At 66.5% G+C, this 18,539-nt stretch carries 20 protein-coding genes and 1 tRNA gene; 4 read left to right on the top strand and 17 right to left on the bottom strand.

Features of this window, described 5'->3' with window-relative positions:
* Nucleotides 1–203: 203 nt before the first annotated feature.
* The gene (locus ABE423_RS03365; protein ID WP_346484984.1) at nt 204–548 is read right to left on the bottom strand and encodes a zf-TFIIB domain-containing protein; all 345 of its coding nucleotides are present in this window, start codon (nt 546–548) and stop codon (nt 204–206) included.
* 149 nt (nt 549–697) lie between these two features.
* Between ABE423_RS03365 and ABE423_RS03360 the strand changes: the two genes are divergently transcribed.
* Nucleotides 698–1,465: a CPBP family glutamic-type intramembrane protease gene (locus tag ABE423_RS03360; RefSeq protein ID WP_180837839.1), complete on the top strand. Its 768-nt coding sequence runs from the start codon at nt 698–700 to the stop codon at nt 1,463–1,465.
* A gap of 94 nt (nt 1,466–1,559) precedes the next feature.
* Nucleotides 1,560–1,985, top strand: a complete 426-nt coding sequence (locus ABE423_RS03355; RefSeq protein WP_049400506.1) for a response regulator — start codon at nt 1,560–1,562, stop codon at nt 1,983–1,985.
* 107 nt (nt 1,986–2,092) lie between these two features.
* Here the strand turns inward: ABE423_RS03355 and ABE423_RS03350 are convergent, their stop codons facing one another.
* The gene (locus ABE423_RS03350; protein ID WP_253145803.1) at nt 2,093–3,031 is read right to left on the bottom strand and encodes an alpha/beta hydrolase-fold protein; all 939 of its coding nucleotides are present in this window, start codon (nt 3,029–3,031) and stop codon (nt 2,093–2,095) included.
* Nucleotides 3,032–3,115: 84 nt separating this feature from the next.
* Nucleotides 3,116–3,967, bottom strand: coding sequence for an alpha/beta hydrolase-fold protein (locus tag ABE423_RS03345; protein WP_293797874.1), 852 nt, complete (start codon nt 3,965–3,967; stop codon nt 3,116–3,118).
* A gap of 650 nt (nt 3,968–4,617) precedes the next feature.
* Between ABE423_RS03345 and ABE423_RS03340 the strand changes: the two genes are divergently transcribed.
* A complete protein-coding gene (locus ABE423_RS03340; RefSeq protein WP_032128523.1) occupies nt 4,618–4,935 on the top strand; it encodes a hypothetical protein in 318 nt (105 codons plus the stop codon).
* Between the two features lie 75 nt (nt 4,936–5,010).
* Here the strand turns inward: ABE423_RS03340 and ABE423_RS03335 are convergent.
* Nucleotides 5,011–5,086, bottom strand: a tRNA-Lys gene (locus tag ABE423_RS03335).
* Between the two features lie 177 nt (nt 5,087–5,263).
* Here ABE423_RS03335 and ABE423_RS03330 point away from each other — a divergent pair.
* Nucleotides 5,264–6,220 carry a DUF2268 domain-containing putative Zn-dependent protease gene (locus ABE423_RS03330; RefSeq protein WP_346484981.1) on the top strand — a complete coding sequence of 319 codons (957 nt, stop codon included), beginning with the start codon at nt 5,264–5,266 and terminating at the stop codon, nt 6,218–6,220.
* A gap of 122 nt (nt 6,221–6,342) precedes the next feature.
* On the opposite strand, the gene queC is transcribed toward ABE423_RS03330, so the two are convergent.
* The 13 genes from queC to ruvC all read right to left on the bottom strand — a co-directional run bounded on the left by queC (nt 6,343) and on the right by ruvC (nt 18,464).
* Entirely contained in the window at nt 6,343–7,008 is a 666-nt protein-coding gene (gene queC / locus ABE423_RS03325; protein ID WP_049422913.1) for a 7-cyano-7-deazaguanine synthase QueC, read from the bottom strand.
* Between the two features lie 78 nt (nt 7,009–7,086).
* Nucleotides 7,087–7,788, bottom strand: coding sequence for a 7-carboxy-7-deazaguanine synthase QueE (gene queE / locus ABE423_RS03320; protein ID WP_197615797.1), 702 nt, complete (start codon nt 7,786–7,788; stop codon nt 7,087–7,089).
* Between the two features lie 237 nt (nt 7,789–8,025).
* Nucleotides 8,026–8,844 (bottom strand): tol-pal system protein YbgF, encoded by an 819-nt coding sequence (gene ybgF / locus ABE423_RS03315; protein ID WP_346484978.1) that lies wholly within the window; start codon nt 8,842–8,844, stop codon nt 8,026–8,028.
* A 3-nt stretch (nt 8,845–8,847) separates the two neighbouring features.
* Nucleotides 8,848–9,366 (bottom strand): peptidoglycan-associated lipoprotein Pal, encoded by a 519-nt coding sequence (gene pal / locus ABE423_RS03310; RefSeq protein WP_032128527.1) that lies wholly within the window; start codon nt 9,364–9,366, stop codon nt 8,848–8,850.
* 64 nt (nt 9,367–9,430) lie between these two features.
* Entirely contained in the window at nt 9,431–10,750 is a 1,320-nt protein-coding gene (gene tolB, locus ABE423_RS03305) for a Tol-Pal system beta propeller repeat protein TolB (RefSeq protein WP_032128528.1), read from the bottom strand.
* A gap of 284 nt (nt 10,751–11,034) precedes the next feature.
* Nucleotides 11,035–12,090: a cell envelope integrity protein TolA gene (tolA, locus tag ABE423_RS03300; RefSeq protein WP_005410750.1), complete on the bottom strand. Its 1,056-nt coding sequence runs from the start codon at nt 12,088–12,090 to the stop codon at nt 11,035–11,037.
* Nucleotides 12,080–12,508, bottom strand: a complete 429-nt coding sequence (tolR, locus tag ABE423_RS03295; RefSeq protein WP_049400778.1) for a protein TolR — start codon at nt 12,506–12,508, stop codon at nt 12,080–12,082. Before tolR ends, tolA begins: the two co-directional genes overlap by 11 nt.
* Nucleotides 12,509–12,532: 24 nt before the next feature.
* Complete coding sequence (gene tolQ, locus ABE423_RS03290) at nt 12,533–13,312, bottom strand: protein TolQ (RefSeq protein ID WP_006438802.1); 780 nt, start codon at nt 13,310–13,312, stop codon at nt 12,533–12,535.
* 10 nt (nt 13,313–13,322) lie between these two features.
* A complete protein-coding gene (ybgC, locus tag ABE423_RS03285) occupies nt 13,323–13,754 on the bottom strand; it encodes a tol-pal system-associated acyl-CoA thioesterase (RefSeq protein WP_071229045.1) in 432 nt (143 codons plus the stop codon).
* Entirely contained in the window at nt 13,744–14,784 is a 1,041-nt protein-coding gene (gene ruvB, locus ABE423_RS03280) for a Holliday junction branch migration DNA helicase RuvB (protein WP_010481595.1), read from the bottom strand. The genes ybgC and ruvB overlap by 11 nt, the downstream gene beginning before the upstream one ends.
* A gap of 582 nt (nt 14,785–15,366) precedes the next feature.
* Complete coding sequence (locus tag ABE423_RS03275) at nt 15,367–17,286, bottom strand: potassium transporter Kup (protein WP_032128529.1); 1,920 nt, start codon at nt 17,284–17,286, stop codon at nt 15,367–15,369.
* A 49-nt stretch (nt 17,287–17,335) separates the two neighbouring features.
* Nucleotides 17,336–17,929 (bottom strand): Holliday junction branch migration protein RuvA, encoded by a 594-nt coding sequence (ruvA, locus tag ABE423_RS03270; RefSeq protein WP_005410756.1) that lies wholly within the window; start codon nt 17,927–17,929, stop codon nt 17,336–17,338.
* 13 nt (nt 17,930–17,942) lie between these two features.
* Nucleotides 17,943–18,464 carry a crossover junction endodeoxyribonuclease RuvC gene (ruvC, locus tag ABE423_RS03265; protein ID WP_032128530.1) on the bottom strand — a complete coding sequence of 174 codons (522 nt, stop codon included), beginning with the start codon at nt 18,462–18,464 and terminating at the stop codon, nt 17,943–17,945.
* Nucleotides 18,465–18,539 lie beyond the last annotated feature (75 nt).

The following is an 18,539-nucleotide window of genomic DNA, read 5'->3' as shown; positions in this document are numbered from 1 at the left end:
TACGATCCTTTATCGACGTTCGTGTGCGGGATGGGGATCGCTCGACTCGTCTGTCGGCTAGTATCCGCAGATGCATGCTTGACGGTCCCTCCACCCTGGCTCCTACATACCTCGTAGGAGCCGGGAGGAACATACAAGCCATGTTCGACTCTTGGCGGCAACAGCCAGTCGAGCATGGCTCGACTCTACAAAGCGCGAAGCGCCTAGAAGTCGAACAGTTCCGACAGGAAGCTGTCCTTCCTCTTTTTCTTGTATCCGTGGCCCCGATTGTCCTCGTAGCGCTGGCCCAAGTGGCGGGTATCACGGTGCATCACCGGCGGCGGAGAGGATGCCGGATGCTGCTGTACAGGCGCGGGCGGCGGCACGGCCGCACCGGCACCGGCACCGGCACCGGCACCGGCACCGGCACCGGCACCGGCACGCTCGATGATCTTGTCCAGTTCACCACGATCCAGCCACACGCCCCGGCAGCCGGGGCAATAGTCGATCTCGATGCCATGGCGTTCGGCCATCTGCAGGGTCTGGGTCTTGCACACGGGGCACAGCATCGGCATTGCTCCTGGCGGTCCTGCATCGACTGTACCTGTGCGGTGATGACTGTGCGGCAACGCATGACCGATGGCACAGGGACTTCCGACGCGTGCCGATGCGGCGGCAGTCGCACACACTGGGCCCCTGTTCCGCAGGGAGTGCGTACATGACCGCGTTGTCCCGCCTGCCCACCGCCGCGCGCCTGCTGCTGGTCCTGCTGGGCGTTGGCCTGGGCCTGAATCTGCGCGATATCGCTGCGGCCGCAGGGACTCCGATTCCCGCCCTGCCCATACCCTACGGCGGCAGCCTGCTGGACAACGCGCTGGCGGTGCTGGTGGCACTACTGCTGGCCACGCTGCTGCGGCCCCGTGGCATGGGCCTGCTGGGCAGCCTCGGGCTGCGCGGGAATGGTTGGGGCGGCCCGATGTGGGTGTTGCTGGCCAGCCTGCCGTGCTGGCTGGGCCTGGCGATGCTCGGCACCCCGAACACCGCGCTGACCGCGCTGGACGCCACGATGCTGGCCGTGCTGTTCCCACTGGCCGAGGAAGTGCTGTTCCGCGGCCTGGGCTTCGTGCTGCTGGTGAAGATCGTGCGTGGTCCGTGGCCGCTGCTCGCGCTGCCGCAGGCGCTGCTGTTCGGCATGGTGCACTGGCTGGGCTTCGGTGGGTTCGACGGTGGCGGCATCGCGCTGTTCGTCGGCGCAGTGATCGCCGTGGGCGGCTTCATCTTCGCCTGGCTTGACCACCTCGACGGCGACACCCTGTGGTGCGGCCTGGTCCTGCATGTTTCGATGAACCTGGCCTGGAATGTGTTCAGCCTTGACGACGCCGTCGCGCTCGGCTGGCAGGCCACCAGCCTGCGCATCGGCACCGCGCTGCTGGCGGTGGCGATGCTGGCCTGGCACGTGCGCCGCCAACGGCGCGGACAGCTGTAACGCCCACTTAGCTTGCCGTGCACGCCGGGCTCACTACCGGCTTGCGCATACTTGCGCGCCTTTCGCTCCCCCTGTTGTCCGGAGTTGCCGCGTCATGTTGCTGTCCAAGCGCTTTGTGGAACCGCGCGTCCTGCTGATCGAGGACGCCGAGGAAACCCAGGAACTCAGTCGCCTCGCCCTGGAAAGCCAGGCCTGCCAGGTCACCGCTGTCAGCAGCGCCGAGGCCGCGCTGGGCCTGCTCAACGCCGGTGAACCGTTCGACCTGCTGTTCACCGACGTCTGCCTGGGCGGCATCAGCGGCATCGAAACCGCCAACCGCGTGCGCGAGCACCTGCCGCAGCTGCCGATCCTGGTCACCTCCGGCATGGACCAGCACCGCGTGCTGCCGCAGCTGCGCGCCGGCATCCACTTCCTGCCCAAGCCTTACAGCATGAGCGAGCTGCTCGATGCCATCCGGCTGTGCTTCCGGCACGCAGCGGATGCCACGTTGATACCGCCGCCGCAGGCCAGCGCGGCCTGAGGCAATCATCCACGCCTGGCGTGGATCTACTGATTCCGTTTCTCTTCGGCATGGATCCACGTCAACACCACCGGTAGATCCACGCAATGCGTGGATGCAGCCCTCCATCAACCGCCGGTGTACGGCCCTTCACCCGGCATCACCTCCAGCAGTGCACGAGTGATCACCCGCGGGTAGACCGTGAGATGGTCCTCGCCTTCAATCACCACGTTGTCCACCTTCAACTTGCGACCCGTGCGCTTCAGCTGGGCAGTGAAGTCCGCGGTCTGCTTCAGCATGTCGTTGCCGGTGGAATAACGCGGCCCTGGCTTGTCCGTCTCGTAACTGCCCACCGACAGCAGCACGCGCGTAGGCTGCGTCGGGATGACTGCGGCATCCTGCATGCGCGGCAGCAGAAGCTGGTCGAACCACAACGAAGGACTGGACAGGATGTAGGTACTGAACAGGTCCGGCTGGGTGGTCAGCACGTAGGTACCGAACAGCGCGCCATAGGAATGACCGGCGAACACGCGCCGGGCGGGATCGGTGCGATAACGCGCATCGACCATCGGCAGCACCTGTGTCGCCAAGAAATCACGGTAGTGCGCGGCACCGCCGTAGGTGACGTCATCACTGTAATAGCCATCGACCGTGCGCGCCGGATTGCTGGGCGTGTAGTCGCGCGAGCGGCTCTGCTTTGAAGTCAGGCCTTCCTGCGGCGGCAAACCGACCAGGATGAAATTCTCGATGTTGACGCCCTGCTGCCCCACCAGATTGCGCACGCTGCGCACCAGCGGGAAGCTGTACAGCGCATCGGTCACGTACAGCACCGGATAGTGCTTTTCCGGATGCGCCGCATAGTCGGCCGGCAGCGCCACCCAGATCGGGTAGTCGCGCCCCACGGGGTCATGTATGCGCAACGCTTCCGTATCCGGCAGCACCACGCTTGGCGCAGCGGCTGCCGCGCTCTCCTTCACTTCACTCTGCGCTGCCGGCGGCGCCACCGACATCGCACAGCCACTCACGGACAGGCAGGCCGCCACACTCCATCCACGCACACGCTGCATCCACGCTCTCCCGTTGCGGGCGACGCACCCGGGTGGCGCCGCTACCGCATCCTCACACGTCATGCGGTGCAGTGCCACGCCGGATCAGGGCGAGGCCTGCGGCGGCGCCGGGAACAGCGTGCGCAGTGCCTGCAAGGCGGCCGGATGATAGATCGTCGCGTGGGTTTCCTCCGGCAGTGGCAGGTACTTCACCAGCGGCGACGGCGACGCCTGCTGCAGCAGCGTGGCCAACTGCGCGGCGGACGCAGCCAGCTCCGGCTGCCCACTGCTGGCCAGGAACACGCGCGGCTGCGCACGCGTCACCGCCGGCAACTGCTTGGCCGCAGCGGCCAACATCGTGCCCCGGTTCCACCACAGGCTGGGGTCCAGCGCGATGTAGCTGTTGAACAGTGTCGGCTCCTGCAGCAGCGTCTCGACCACGAACAAGCCGGCCAACGACTCGCCGATCAGCGCACGCTCGTCGGTAGTCGGGTAACGCTGGCGCACCTGCGGCATCAGTTCATCGCGCAGGAAGCTGCGGTAGGCCGCTGAACCGCCGATGCGGGGCGCGATCTTCTGGTCCTGCGGGTCGCTGCTGGGGCCCGTCATGTCGCGGCGGCGTTCGGTGTTCTCGATGCCTACCAGCAGGAACGGACGCATGCTGCCGTTGCCGCTCAGCACCTGCACCAGCCCGGCCACATGCAGGAAGTCCTCGCCGATGCCGCCATCGGCCATGTACAGCACCGGCAATGGTGCCTTCGGGTCCAGCCCCCACGGCTGCGGGCGGTAGACATTGATGCGGCGGGTTTCGCCCAGCGCCTTCGACTCGATGGTAAAGGTCTCGCCGATGACCAGCGGGGTCGCGGCAGCGGCCTGTGCGGACGGCGCCGGCTCGGCGGCCATCAACGGCGCGGCGGAGACAGCGGACAACAACAGCGACAGCACGATCAAGCGCATGGAGCGGCCCATCCTGGGAAAGTGCCGAGCATAACGCCAAGGCCAAGGCGTCGGCCGATTCGGCAAGCCTGTACGTATGCTACGGCGCTGCGCGATGCTTGAACTGTATCGGGAAATGACTGCGATCGCGTTTGCTAGCATTCGTCGTTTCCTACAAGGAGTTGGGACATGGGGGGCTTCAGCATTTGGCACTGGATCATTCTTCTGGCGGTCGTCCTGATCCCGCTCGGCATCGCAGCCGTCATCGCAGCGATTGTTCTCAGGCGAAAGTAGATCCACGCCATGCGTGGATGCGCATTCTGGGGATGCCTCAAGCGCATCCGCGATGGCGACGGCGCCGACGGCCTGCCCTGGCCGGAAACCGATCTGCCGCCCGGGCGGGAACACGCGATGGCACGCGCGAAGCGTGCCGCCGTTGGCATGCTGACCGTGGCGGAAATGCTGCACGCCGCTGAGCGCTGCCGGTCGGTGGCCACGCCCGACCGCCATCTGGATGAAGGGAGGGCGATGGGTTGTTCTTCGCCTGCCGCGGGCCGGCGGAACGGGTGTGCCGGGATATCCGGCCGGCGTACCCGCCGTTGTACCCAGAACCGGTCCATACTTGGGACGGACTGGTCACCAGTCCCTTCGAAACCTACAAGGAGGTTTGCATGTTGAGTGCCGTACTCATCGCCGCGCTGGCCGCCAGCCCGGCCGCGCCCGTGCCGTATGCCGATTGCCTGCTCGGCAACATCCAGCCCGGGCTGTCTGATCGTGCCGTGCAACTGGTGCAGGAGGCCTGTGCTGCAAAGCATCCGGAGAGCTTCGCCGCAGCAATGGAACTGGAACGCAGAACCAACCTGCAGCGGCTCACCTATTTCGAGGCCGCAAAAGCGGAGGCGGCACGTTCTGCGAATGCGGCAGCAACGGCCGCACAGGAGGCTGCCGACGCGGCGGCGGCTAAAGCGAAGAATGCGCGGACGAAGTAGTTGCCCTGGACGAGCGCCACAAAAAAGGCACCGCATTGCGGTGCCTTTCTGAATGACCTGGGTCATTGGATGCAATGGTGGGCCGTGAAGGATTCGAACCTTCGACCAAAAGATTAAAAGTCTTCTGCTCTACCGACTGAGCTAACGGCCCATTGCACTGCCCCAGCCTTTCGGCGGGGTGGGCATTCTACCCTACTTTGCCGGGCCGGGTGAAACCCTGGTGCATGAGGTTGCCGGCCAGCGGCCGGCACTACCCGATCCGGTGAGCCCGCTTAAACCTTCCGGGCCTCCGTCGCATCCCATCTGTGATCCTTCCCCGGAGCCACGGATGCGCCTGCCCTTCTGCCTCATTGCCGCCCTGCTGCTGCCCTGCGCAACACTGGCCGCCCCGCCCCAGGTCGTCACTGATGATATCGGCCGCTTCTGGGCTACCTATGACGCCGTGCGCACCGAGCCCGACGTTGAACGCCAGGTCGCACTGGTGCAGGAGCGCTACATCGATCCAGGCAGCCCCGGCCTGCATGCGCTGATGCAGGTGCGCAACTACACCGCTCGCGAATACGCCACGGCCATGCGTACGTGGCCGCGCTTCTGGACGTCGGTACGGCCATTGACCGCCAACGCGCAGCAGGCCAGCACCACCCTGGAACGGGACCTGGCTGCGTTCCGGGAGCTTTACCCCGCCCTGCGCCCCGCCAACATCACCTATGCGGTCGGTGTTCTGCGTACCGGCGGCACGACGCTGGGTGACAAGGTGCTGATCGGAGCGGAGATGGCGCTGGGCGATGAGCGCGTGGACGTGAGCGAGCTGCCGGAGCCGATGCGCAGCCGCCTGCGGATCTTCTACGACAGCCGTCCGGGGGCGAACAACGCGCAGAACAACCTGCACGAGTACGTGCATACCCAGCAGCGCGAGACCACCGGCAGCCTGGCCCAGTATGCAGTGCGCGAGGGTGTTGCCGAGTATGTGGCGGAGCGGCTGAGCGGGCGCCGGCCAGCATTACCCTTCTACAACTACGGCGCAACACACGAAGCGGAAATCCGCACGCGCTTCATTGCTGAGATGAACGGGGAAAATCTCGACAACTGGCTCTACAACAGCGCCCGCAATCCGTTCGGGGTGAGTGATGTGGGCTATTACGCCGGGTATCGCATCGCGCAGGGGTACATGCGACAACAGGCTGATGAGAAGGCGGGGATCGCGCGGATGATCGAACTGGACTATGCCGATCCGAAGGCGGTGCGGGCGTTTATTGAAGCATCTGGGTGGTTGCGGCAGCGGTAGCGCCGGGCCATGCCCAGCGGACAGTGCCAACCAAGGTTGGCACCCACGGGAATGCCGGCCAGCGGCCGGCACTACCAGATTCCAGACCCCGGCGGCGCCGGGCCATGCCCGGCACCCGTATTTCAGGCGTACAGCGTCGGGTCGGCTACGCCGGCCTCGGTGAAGCCCTGCGCGCGCAGGCGGCAGGCATCGCAGTGGCCGCAGGCGGCGCCGTTGGCGTCGGCGTTGTAGCAGGACACGGTCAGGCCGAAGTCCACGCCCAGGCGCACGCCTTCGCTGACGATCTGGCCCTTGCTGAGGAACTGCAGCGGTGCGTGCACCTTGATGCCCGCGCCTTCCACGCCCGACTTGGTGGCCAGGTTGGCCAGCGCCTGGAACGCGGCCACGAACTCGGGACGGCAGTCCGGGTAGCCGGAGTAGTCCACGGCGTTGACGCCGCAGAAGATGTCGTTGGCGCCGAGCACTTCGGCCCAGCCCAACGCCAGCGACAGCATGATGGTGTTGCGCGCCGGCACGTAGGTGACCGGAATGCCGGCACCGCCGGCCTCGGGCACGTCGATGTCGTCGGTCAACGCCGAGCCGCCGATGCTGCGCAGGTCCACGTCCACGGTCTTGTGCGCGATAACGCCCTGGGCCTTGGCCACGCGGGCGGCGGCATCCAGTTCGGAAGTATGGCGCTGGCCGTAGCGCACGCTCAGGGCATGCACGGCGAAGCCCTGTTCCTGGGCCATGGCGATGACGGCGGCTGAATCCATGCCGCCGGAGAGAAGCACGACTGCCTTCTTCATGGGTAAAACATCCGGTTGGGAGGGGAAAGCCAGCACGCTGTCCCGCGCCGGAGCTACATCAGGGAACGCTGCCTGGGCTCATCGGCCCGGCTCATCGTTCCACAGGATTTTATGCAACTGCATCTGGAAGCGCACCGGCAGCCGGTCCTCGACGATCCAGTCGGCCAGCTGGCGCGCGGTGATCTCACCCTTGCTCGGCGAGAAGAACACGGTGCAACGCTTCACCAGATCGTGCTCGGCCAACTGGGACTTGGCCCAGTCGTAATCCTCGCGGCTGCAGATGACGAACTTGATCTGGTCGCGGGCGGTCAGCAACGGCAGGTTGTCCCAGCGGTTGCGCGCCACTTCGGCCGAACCCGGGGTCTTGATGTCGACCACGCGCGATACCCGGGGGTCCACAGCGCTGACGTCCAGCGCACCGGAGGTTTCCAGCGAGACGTCCATGCCGGCATCGCACAGCTTCTGCAGCAGCACCAGGCAGCGCTTCTGCGCCAGCGGCTCGCCACCAGTCACGCAGACGTGGCGCACGCCCTGGGCCAGCACCTCGGCCACGATGTCGTCGATGTCCCACCAGGTGCCGCCATGGAAGGCATAGGCGGTGTCGCAGTACTGGCAACGCAGCGGGCAGCCGGTCAGGCGCACGAACACGGTCGGCCAGCCAGCGGTATCGGCTTCGCCCTGCAGCGAGGTGAAGATCTCGGTGATCTTCAGGCGTGGCAGGGGCGACTGCACGATCTCACTGGGCGTGGCTGCGGCGCTGGACGAGGTAACGGCGGTCATGGCGGGGACTTCTTGGTGGGACACGTGGCGGGTGGGCTACCGTGGCCGGTAACGAAAGCAGCCGAGCATGGCTCGGCTCTACAACTGCAGCCGGTCGGGTGTGGCCCAGCCGGTGATGCAAGCCGCCGGGCATGGCCCGGCGCTACCGGATCCGGGCGGGTTTGCCGGTCCGGAAACGAAAGCAGCCGAGCGTGGGCTCGGCTCTACAGGGCACCCATTGTACGCCCGGTCAGCGGATCAGCGGATCTGCTTGCCGAGGCGGATCGACTGCAGGCGGTCCTGCGCGGTGCGCGCGGCGTCCGAGCCAGGGTACTGCGCCACGACGGTCTCCAGCGTCTGCTGGGCCTGGTCGACCTTGCCCTCGCCATACTGCGAGAGGCCGACCTTGAGCAGGCCGCCAGCGGCCTTGTCGTGGGTCGGATAGCGCGAGAGCAGTTCACGGAACTGGGTCTCCGCCATCGGGAAATTGCGGGTGGCGTAGTAGCTCTCGCCCAGCCAGTACAGCGCGTTCGGCGCGTAGACGCCGTTCGGGTACAGCTGCAGGAAGCTCAGGAACAGCTGCGCCGAATCATCGTACTTGCCGGCCTTCAGCGAATCGAAGGCGACGTTGTAGGAGGTGCGCTCGTCGCCGGTGGCGGCAAGGCTGCCGGCATCACCATGGACGGAAGGCGGCCGCTCGGAAGTGGCCGCCGCTGCGGGTTTTGCCGGGGCCGGGGCGGCCTTCGGCGCGCTCGCCGGAACGGGCGGCAGGGCCGGGGCGGCATTGCCCCCTTCCAACCGGTTCAGGCGGCTGTCCAGATCCAGGTACTGGTCCTGGGCGGACTGCTTGAGCTGGGCGTTGTCGTGCTGCAACTGCTCGATCGAGGCCTGCAGGCTGGTGACCTGCTGCCGCAGCTGATTGATCTGGCTCAACAGGTCCTGGTTGGCACTGTTGTTGTACATCTGCTGCTCGATCGCGCCAACGCGGTCGGCCAGGCTCTGTCGCTGTGCATGCGCCGGTGGGGCAGCCACGTGGGCTGCCGCAACGACCAGCATCAGTTTGATGCCAATACGCATGGATTACTGCGCGGTGTAGACGATTTCGACGCGACGGTTCTGCGACCAGCAGGACTCGTTCGACTCGGTGCAGACCGGACGCTCTTCACCGTAGGACACGACGGTCAGCTGCGAAGCCGAGCCACCGTTGGCCTGCAGGGCCGAGTTGACGCCGTTGCCACGACGCTCGCCCAGGGCCTGGTTGTACGCGCGCGAACCGCGCTCGTCGGTGTGGCCCTGCAGGGTGATGCGCGAGGACGGACGGTCACGCAGGTACTTGGCGTGGCACGCCATGATGGCCTGGAATTCCGGCTTCACGTCTTCCTTGTCCAGGTCGAAGTAGACAACGCGCTGGCGCAGGCAAGCGTCGGTGTCCAGGTCGCCCGGGCCATACAGGCCGGAGGTCGACGGAGCGGTCGGGGTGGTGGTCGAGGTGCCGGTGTCAACCGGGGCTGCCGGCTCTTCCTTCACCTTCTTCGAGCAACCGGCCAGGACGGCCACAGACAGCAGGGAAACAAGCAGAACGCGGGTGGACTTGTTCATGGCGATACCTTTGTGGCTCCTAGGCCGATGAGGGGTTCAAGACAGCGAAAATATTAACACTCTTTTAGCGCTGGGTACGGTATGGGGACCATGCCGGTTCGCGCACATCTCCGTCAGCCAGAACCAACCGCTGGCGCACGCGCGCATCGGCAGAAACGGCGTACAGCACACCACGGCCACCCTCGCGGGCGGCGTACAACACCATGCTTGCGTTGGGCGCAAAGCTCGGAGATTCATCCAGCGAACCCGGGGACAGCGTGCTCCAGCGGGGCGAACCCAGCGAGCTGTCCATCATCGCGATCTTGTAGCTGTTGCCCGAGCCCTGGGCGACGGCGATCTTCTTGCCATCGTAGGACACCGAGGGCTTGGCATTGTAGTTGCCCTGGAAGGTCACGCGCTCGGCGCTGCCGCCGCCCGCACCGACCTTGTAGACCTGCGGACGGCCGCCGCGGTCGGAGGTGAAGTACACCGCGCTGCCGTCCGGTGCCCAGGTCGGCTCGGTATCGATGGCGAAGTGGTTGGTCAGCTGGGTCAGCTGCTTGCTGCCCAGGTCCATCACGTAGATTTCCGGGTTACCCGAACGCGACAGGGTCAGGGCCAGTTTGCGGCCGTCCGGCGAGAACGCCGGGGCGCTGTTGATGCCGCGGAAGCTGGTGACCAGCTCACGCGCACCGGTGCCGATGTTCTGGATGTAGATGGCCGAATTGCCACGCTCGAAGCTGACGTAGGCCAGCTTGCTGCCATCCGGGCTCCACGACGGCGACAGCAGCGGCTCGGCCGAACGCACGATGGTCTGCGGGTTGTAGCCATCGGAGTCGGCCACCATCAGCGCGTAGCGCATGGCGTCGCCCTTGCCGCTGGCGGTCACGTAGGCGATGCGGGTCCAGAAGGCGCCACGGACACCGGTGATCTTCTCGTAGATGGCGTCGGCCATCTGGTGGGCGACGTCACGCATGGCGTTGCCACGGGCGGTCATCGCCAGGCCCAGCAGGCGCTCGCCCTTCGGTACGTCGAACAGTTCGTACTCGACACGGTAGGCGCCGGCACCGGCGTCGAGCACGCGGCCGACCACGATGTAGTTCTGCTTCAGCGCGCGCCAGGTGGCGAACTGGATGTCGCCGCCCCGCACGGGCTTTTCGACGATCTGCGCTTCCGGCAGCGTGCGGAACTGGCCCGAACGCTCGAGGTCGGCGCGGACCACGCCGGCGACGTCGGTCTGCGGTGCAGCCGCCGAACCCTGGTAGGGCATCGGCACGATGGTGATCGGCAGCGCGGAGGCATTGCCGCCGATGATGTCGATATCCAGCCCCTTCTGCTGCGCGACGGCAGCAAAGGGCAGCAACAGGGCCGCAAACACGGCAAGCCAGCGAGGCATCTTTTTCATGGAGCGCTCAATAGGGGGAAACCGGAACGAGGGATAACAAAGCGGGAGTGAACCGCTTCGCAATCATGAACCAAGGGTACGTGAATTCCGGGTCAGTTCCAGCCCGTCCTCTCACGCACCGTTAACGTCGTGGCTAACATCGCACCGCCTGCCCCGGCCACACCGCCCCGCAGGGTGGTATTCCACAGCAGCCCCCAGCCTGCCCGGCTGAAACCGGGCCCGCCAGAGGCAAGCGCGACATCCGTGGGCGGAGGTGACCCGAGAGCCACCTTGCCTTGCCCGCCTCAGCGATCCTGGGCAGTAAAGGTGAAGTTGAGCGTGCGTGCGAACACAGACTCGAAGCCGCGGTACGGCAGCGGCTGCGCGTTGAGCACGGCGGCCTCGATCGAACGCTTGCCGGCCTCGTCGTACGGGCAGTTCGGGCTGACCTTGGCCTGCATCACCGTGCCCCCCGGAATCTGGGTGATGGTGATCTGGCAACGCTGGCCGAGCGGCACCGTATCCGGGCGCACCCACTGCGACAGCACCTTGGCCTGGATCGCGGCCGCGTACTTGGCCGAAAGATCATCGCTGTTGCCACCGCCACCGGCGGCCGGCTGGGAGGCACCGCTGGAACCGGCAGCGGCACTGCCGGCAGCATTACGCGCGGCTGCCACCTGACGCAGCTTCTGCTCGGCCAGCTTGGCTTCCTTCTCGGCCTGCTCGCGGCGGGCACGGATCTCGGCGATCTTCTTCTGCTTCTCGGCCTCGGCCTTGTCAGCCGCCACGCGCTCCTGCTCGGCCTGCTTCTTTTTTTCGTCCGCTTCCTGCTGCTTGGCCAGGCGCAGCTTCTGCTCCGCTTCTTCCTGGCGCTTGCGTTCGGTCAGGTCGATCTGCTCCTGGCGGCGCTTGGCTTCCTGTTCCTGCTTGGCCTTCTCTTGCGAGATGGCCAGCGCGCTCACCGCTTCCTGGTCCTTGGTGTCCGGCTGCGCGACACGCTCCTGCGCCTGTTGCTGCTGCGGCGTGGGGGCGTCCTGCGGGCGCGGCTCGGGAATCGGCTGCGGCGGCGGGATGGTGTCTTCCGGCACCGGGATCGGCTCGGCCACCGGCGGCGGCAGGTCTTCCAGCTTTTCCGACTGGCGCAGGGCCTGGCGTGCAGCGGAGGCCTCGGACGCGGACAGCGCCAGGCTGGCCTCGACCGAGGGATCGCCGGCGGCGGCATCGGTGTTGCGCTCGGGCGACCAGAACCAGGCCACGATGAACACCAGCGCGACCAGCAGGTGCACCAGCAACGCCAGCGCCAGGGGCAAGCCCCAGCCGGGTTCGCGCTGATGCGGGGGTGGCAGGGCGTCAGCGTGCATCGGTGGCCAGGCCTACCTTGTCTACCTTGGCGCGCTTGATCACATCCATTGCAGCAATGACCTTTTCATAGGCCACGGCGCGGTCGGCGGCGACGATCACGCGCACGCCCTTGTCCTGGGCGGCGATGCCGGCCAGACGGCCTTCCAGTTCCTCGGCCGACACGGCGGTCGGGTCCTTGGCGTCGGGCAGCTTCAGGCTGAGCTGGCCGTCCTGGCGCACCGAGACGATCACCGGATCCTGCTTGCTCTCCAGCGCCTTGGCGTTGGACTGCGGCAGGTCGACGTCGAAGCTCAGGGTGAGCAGCGGTGCGGTGACCATGAAAATGATCAGCAGCACCAGCATGACGTCGATGTAGGGAACGACGTTGATTTCCGATTTCAGCTTGCGGCGCTTGCGGCGACCGATGGCAGCGGACATGGCTTGGACTCCCGGGTCAGGCGCTTACTCGTCGCCAGCGCTCTGGCGCTGCAGGATGGAGCTGAACTCTTCGGCGAAGGTCTCGAACCGCACCGACATGCGCTCCACGCGCGTGGTGAAGCGGTTGTAGGCCCACACCGCCGGGATCGCCACGAACAGGCCGATGGCGGTGGCGAACAGTGCCTCGGAGATGCCCGGCGCGACGGCGGCGATGCCGGCCTGCGCACCGCTGCTGATCATGTCGTGCATGGTCACCATGATGCCGAACACGGTACCGACCAGGCCCACGTAAGGCGCGGTCGAGCCGATGTTGGCCAGCAGTTCCAGGTTGCGCTCAAGCTGGTCCACTTCGCGGGTGTAGGTGGTGCGCATGGCACGCTGTGCGCCTTCCAGCTGGGCACGGCCGTCCAGGCGGCGCTTGTCGCGCAGGCGGGTGTACTCGCGGAAGCCGGCTTCGAAGATGGCTTCCAGGCCGCCGACATTGCGGCTGCGGTCGGTGGCCGAGCTGTACAGCTTGCCCAGGTCCGCACCGGACCAGAAGCGGTTCTCGAACTCGTCGGCTTCGCGGGTGGCCTGCTTGAACACGCGGGCCTTGCGGAAAATGATCACCCAGCTGACGAACGAGCCGACCAGCAGCAGCAGCACGATGATCTTCACCGGCAGGCTGGCCTTGGCCATCAGTTCGAGGTAGTTGATGCCGCCGCCAGTGGTGGCCTGGGCAAGGGTCTGTGTCGCGGCATTGCTGACGTCGGCCGGCAGTGCCTCGGTGACCGTGGCCTGCAGGGCCAGGAGCGTTGCGATCATCCGTTGTTCCTCAGTGTTCGGATTCGGGGTGGAGGTGGGGTTGCAGCACGGCAAGGACGGCCTCGTCCATGCCACGCGGGCGGAAACTGGCCGCTTCCAGTGCGGCGATGCGGACCTGCGCCGACAGCAGCAGCTCGCCGTCGCGCAGGATCTGCTGGTCGAAGACCATGCTGGCCTTCTTCAGCTGGACCAGACGGGCACTCACCTGCAGGGTGTCATCCAGCCGTGCCGGCTTGATGAAATCCATCTGCATCGAGCGCACCGCAAAGACCATCCCGTGCTCGGCGCGCATGCGCTCCTGGCCGTAGCCCAGCGCACGCATCCATTCGGTCCGGGCCCGTTCCATGAAGGCCACGTAGCGGGCGTGGTAGACCACGCCACCTGCGTCGGTATCTTCCCAGTAAATGCGTGTCGGCCAACTGAATCGGGGCTCAACCGACATCGGGAACCTCCGCGAACAGGTCCTGCGGCGGGTTCTTCGGCTTCAGGCCCATGTGCCGGTAGGCCTTGTGGGTGGCCATGCGGCCACGCGCGGTGCGCACCAGGAAGCCCTGCTGGATCAGGTACGGCTCGACCACGTCTTCCAGCGTGCCGCGCTCTTCAGACAGCGCCGCCGCCAGCGATTCGATGCCGACCGGGCCGCCGTCGAAGTAGTCGACCATGGTCTTGAGCAGGCGCCGGTCAAGCTCGTCGAAGCCCTCCGGGTCGACCTTGAGCATCTTCATCGCGGCCTGGGCCACGGCCTCGTCGATGTGGCCGCCGGCCTTCACCTGCGCATAGTCGCGCACGCGGCGCAGCAGGCGGTTGGCGATACGCGGGGTGCCACGCGCGCGGCGCGCGATCTCCCCTGCCCCATCGGCGGTGCAGTCGATGGCCAGGATGGCTGCCGAGCGGCGCACGATCCGGGTCAGCTCCTCGACACTGTAGAACTCCAGGCGCTGGACGATGCCGAAGCGGTCGCGCAACGGCGCGGTCAGAAGGCCAGCACGGGTGGTGGCACCGATCAGGGTGAACGGCGGCAGGTCGATCTTGATCGAGCGGGCGGCGGGGCCCTCGCCGATCATGATGTCGATCTGGAAATCTTCCATCGCCGGGTACAGCACTTCCTCCACCACCGGCGACAGGCGATGGATCTCGTCGATGAACAGCACATCGTGCGGCTGCAGGTTGGTCAGCAGCGCGGCGAGGTCGCCGGCCTTCTCGATCACCGGGCCGGAGGTGACCCGCAGGGCCACGCCCAGTTCGTTGGCGATGACATGGCTGAGGGTGGTCTTGCCCAGGCCGGGCGGCCCGAAGATCAGCACGTGGTCGAGCGCGTCGCCGCGCCCCTTGGCCGCCTGGATGTAGATCTCCATCTGCTCGCGCACCGGCACCTGGCCGAGGTAGTCGGCAAGGCGCTTGGGGCGGATGCTGGCGTCGGCGGCGTCATCCTCGCGGGTGGCGCCGGCGCCGATGATGCGGTCGTCGGTCATGTGCTGATTATGCGGCAAAAGCGCGGGTTTCGGCCGGGCTGCGCCCGGCACCCGCAGAGGCAACGGCAACGGCAACATCCAGAGCAACAGCCGAAGCGGGCTTCCTGGGGAATTGCGGGGTGGGTCCGCTTGCGGGGGACGCTGCAAGTACGTCCATGTAAGCTCGGTCGCCGCATCCATGCGGCTCACGCCCCCGCAACCGGACCCACCCCGCCTTCGACAGTTTCCTGCGGCCTGTCGGAACGGCATTCTGCTTTGGTGGGTGCCGACCGTTGGTCGGCACGGGCTCGGATCTCATGGGTGTCGACCTTGGTCGCCACGGTAGATCCACGCCATGCGCGGATGGACCTGAGGAGCCGGGCGGACTCTTCTTCCAGCGCGCGCCGTCTCCGCAAGTAGAGCCCCCTTGTTGTTCAAGGGGGCGCGCCGACAGGCGCAGGGGATAAGGTGGAATGCGCGGAACGCCGGCGCCCAAGGCGCCTGCGTTTCAAGGGGGCGCGCCGACAGGCGCGGGGATAAGGTGGAATGCGCGCGGGACCCACGGTTTGCGCAGCAAATCGTGGGACGTAGCGCAGGTGGAGATTAAATCTCCACCTGCGCGCCCAGTTCCACCAATCTGTTGCCCGGAATCCGGAAGAACCCCGTGGCCGGAGCGGCGTTCCTGTGCATCAGGGCGAACAGCTTGTCGCGCCAGATCGGCATGCCGCGGTTGGCGGTGGCGACGATGGTTTCGCGGCTGGCGAAGAAGGTGGTGTCCATCGGGTCGAAGTAGATGCCGCCGTGGTCGCACGAGCGCATCAGCGCCAGCGGCACGTCCGGGGTCTCCATGAAACCGAAGCGCACGTAGACGCGGTAGAACTCGTCGCCCACCGATTCGATCTTCAGCCGCTGCCCTTCCATCGCATAGGGAATGGGCAGGGTTTCCACGTGCAGGAACACGTTGCGCTCGTGCAGCACCTTGTTGTGCTTGAGATTGTGCATCAGCGCATGCGGAGCCACGGTCGGGTCGGCGGTGAGGAATACCGCGGTGCCCGGCACGCGTACCGGCGGCGCCAGCATCAGGCCTGGCAGGAAGGTATCCAGGCGGATGCCGTCCTTGCGGATCTCATCGCGCAGCAGCTCGCGGCCACGGCGCCAGGTGCGCATCATGGTGAACAGGAAGATGCCCAGCACCACCGGGAACCAGGCGCCCTGCAGCAGCTTGGCGCCGTTGGCGATGACGAAGCCGAGGTCGATGACGAAGAACACCACACACAGCGGCAGGATCCACTTGCGCGCCTTCGGCCACAGCGAGCGCGCCACCAGGGCCAGCAGCAGGGTGTCGATCAGCATGGTGGCCGACACCGAGATGCCGTAGGCCACCGCCAGGTTGGAGGAGCTGCGGAAGGCCAGCACCAGGCCGATCACCATCACCGCGATGCCCCAGTTGATACCCGGGATGTAGATCTGGCCGATGGTGTCGTGCGAGGTGTGCTTGATCCGCATGCGCGGGATGTAGCCCAGCTGCATGGCCTGGCGCGATACCGAGAACGCGCCGGTGATGACCGACTGCGAGGCAATCACCGCGGCCATGGTGGCCAGGATGATCATCGGATACAGCGCCCACGACGGCACCGCTTCGAAGAACGGATTTTTCACCGCCTCGGGGTGGTTGAGCACCAGCGCACCCTGCCCCAGGTAGTTCAGCACCAGGCACGGCAGCACGAAGAAGTACCAGGCGTGGCGGATCGGCTTGGCACCGAAGTGGCCCATGTCGGCGTACAGCGCCTCACCGCCGGTCACTGCCAGCACCACCGCACCGAGGATGAAGATGCTGTGCCAGCCATGCTCCATGAAGAAGCGGATTGCCCACCACGGGTTGAACGCCTTCAGCACTTCCGGTGCATCGACGATGTTGTAGATGCCGATCGCCGCCAGCGAAATGAACCAGATCGAGGTGATCGGCCCGAACAGCTTGCCGATCTTCGCGGTGCCGAAGCGCTGTACCGCGAACACCGCCAGCAGTACCACCACGGTGATCGGTACGATGAAGGCGTGCAGTCCTGGCGCGGCAACTTCCAGGCCTTCCACCGCACCCAGCACCGATATCGCGGGGGTGATCACGCCATCGCCGAAGAACAGCGAGGCACCGAAGATGCCGAGGATGCCGACCACATAGGCCGAGCGCGACCCGTTGCGCAGCGTGCGCTGGGTCAGCGCCATCAGCGCCATGATGCCGCCCTCGCCGTCGTTGTCGGCGCGCATGATGATGGTCACGTACTTCAGCGTGACCACGATGTTCAGCGCCCAGAACGCCAGCGACAGCACGCCCAGCACGGTGTCGTGGTCACTGTTGAGCCCGTAGTGCGGCGAGAACGCCTCCTTCAGGGTGTACAGCGGGCTGGTACCGATATCGCCGAAGACCACGCCGATCGCACCGATGATCAGCGCCAGGCCTCCGGCTGGAGGGGCGTGACCATGACCGCCTGGGGCGGCCGCGTGCGGGGTTTGACTGCTGGACATGGGACTCCTGGCGAGGCTCAGGCGGTGGGTTGGGGGAAAGGAAGGCGGGTCAGCGCAGTGCCGACTGCAGCGCCTTGCGGATCACGGTGGCCACTTCGTCACCTTCATTGAAGGCATCGCGGGCCATGCGCGCCGCTTCGGCCGGCTTGTAGCCCAGCTGCTGCAGGGCCACGGTGGCATCGGACAGCGGATCGGCCGGGGCCGGGCCGCTGCCGGTGGGCAGCGCGCCGCCGGCACCGAACTGCGCCGCGCGGTCACGCAGCTCCAGCACCATGCGCTCGGCGGTCTTCTTGCCGATGCCCGGAATGCGGGTCAGCGCGGTGATGTCACCGGCCTGGACCATGCGCGCGAATTCCTCGACGGTGACGCCGGACAGCACGGCCAGCGCGATCTTCGCGCCGATGCCACTGACCTTCTGCACGTCGCGGAACAGGCGCCGCTCACCTTCGCGCAGGAAGCCGTACAGCGAGACGCTGTCTTCCTTCTGCGAGTAATGGGTGTACAGGGTGACCTCGCGGCCGAGCTCGGGCAGGTCGTAGAAGGTGCTCATCGGCGCCTCCAGTTCGTAGCCCACTCCGTTCACGTCCACCACCAGCCACGGCGGCGCCTTGTAGGCGACGATGCCGCGCAGTCGACCGATCATTGCGTGCAGCTCCTCATTTGCGGCCCCACGCCTGGCGGGCACTGAGCCCCAGGCGGTTGGCCGTTGCCCTTACGTGGGCATGGGTGATCGCCACTGCCAACGCGTCGGCCGCGTCGGCCTGCAGCTTGGTTTTCAGGTTGAGCATGAGCCCGACCATGTGTTGAACCTGTTGCTTTTCGGCGCCACCGCGCCCGACCACCGCCAGCTTGATCTCGCTGGCGGCGTATTCGTGCACCGGCAGGTCACGCAGCACCACGGCGGAAATGGCCGCGCCACGGGCCTGGCCCAGCTTCAGCGCCGAATCGGGGTTGCGGGCCATGAACACGCGTTCGATGGCCACTTCCTGCGGCTGGTACTCGCGGCACAGGTCAGCCAGGCCCAGCACCAGCAGCTTCATGCGCTGCGGGAAATCGTCGGCGCCGAGCAGCACCAGCGGCTGGTGGTGCACGTGGCTGACGCGGCCGGTGGCGTCGACATCGATGATGCCGACCCCGGTCCGCTGCGAACCGGGGTCGATGCCGAGGATGCGGGTCATGCTGCACTCCTGGCGGGGCGGAACGGGAGGCGCTGGCAGGCGTATGGGCTCATGACTGTCCGCGGTGACCGTTCA

The sequence above is a fragment of the Stenotrophomonas sp. TWI1409 genome (genome assembly GCF_039673015.1).
GTDB lineage: Bacteria > Pseudomonadota > Gammaproteobacteria > Xanthomonadales > Xanthomonadaceae > Stenotrophomonas > Stenotrophomonas maltophilia_A.
The sequence above is the reverse complement of the archived record's forward strand: the minus strand, read 5'-3'. Positions and strand labels throughout refer to the sequence as shown.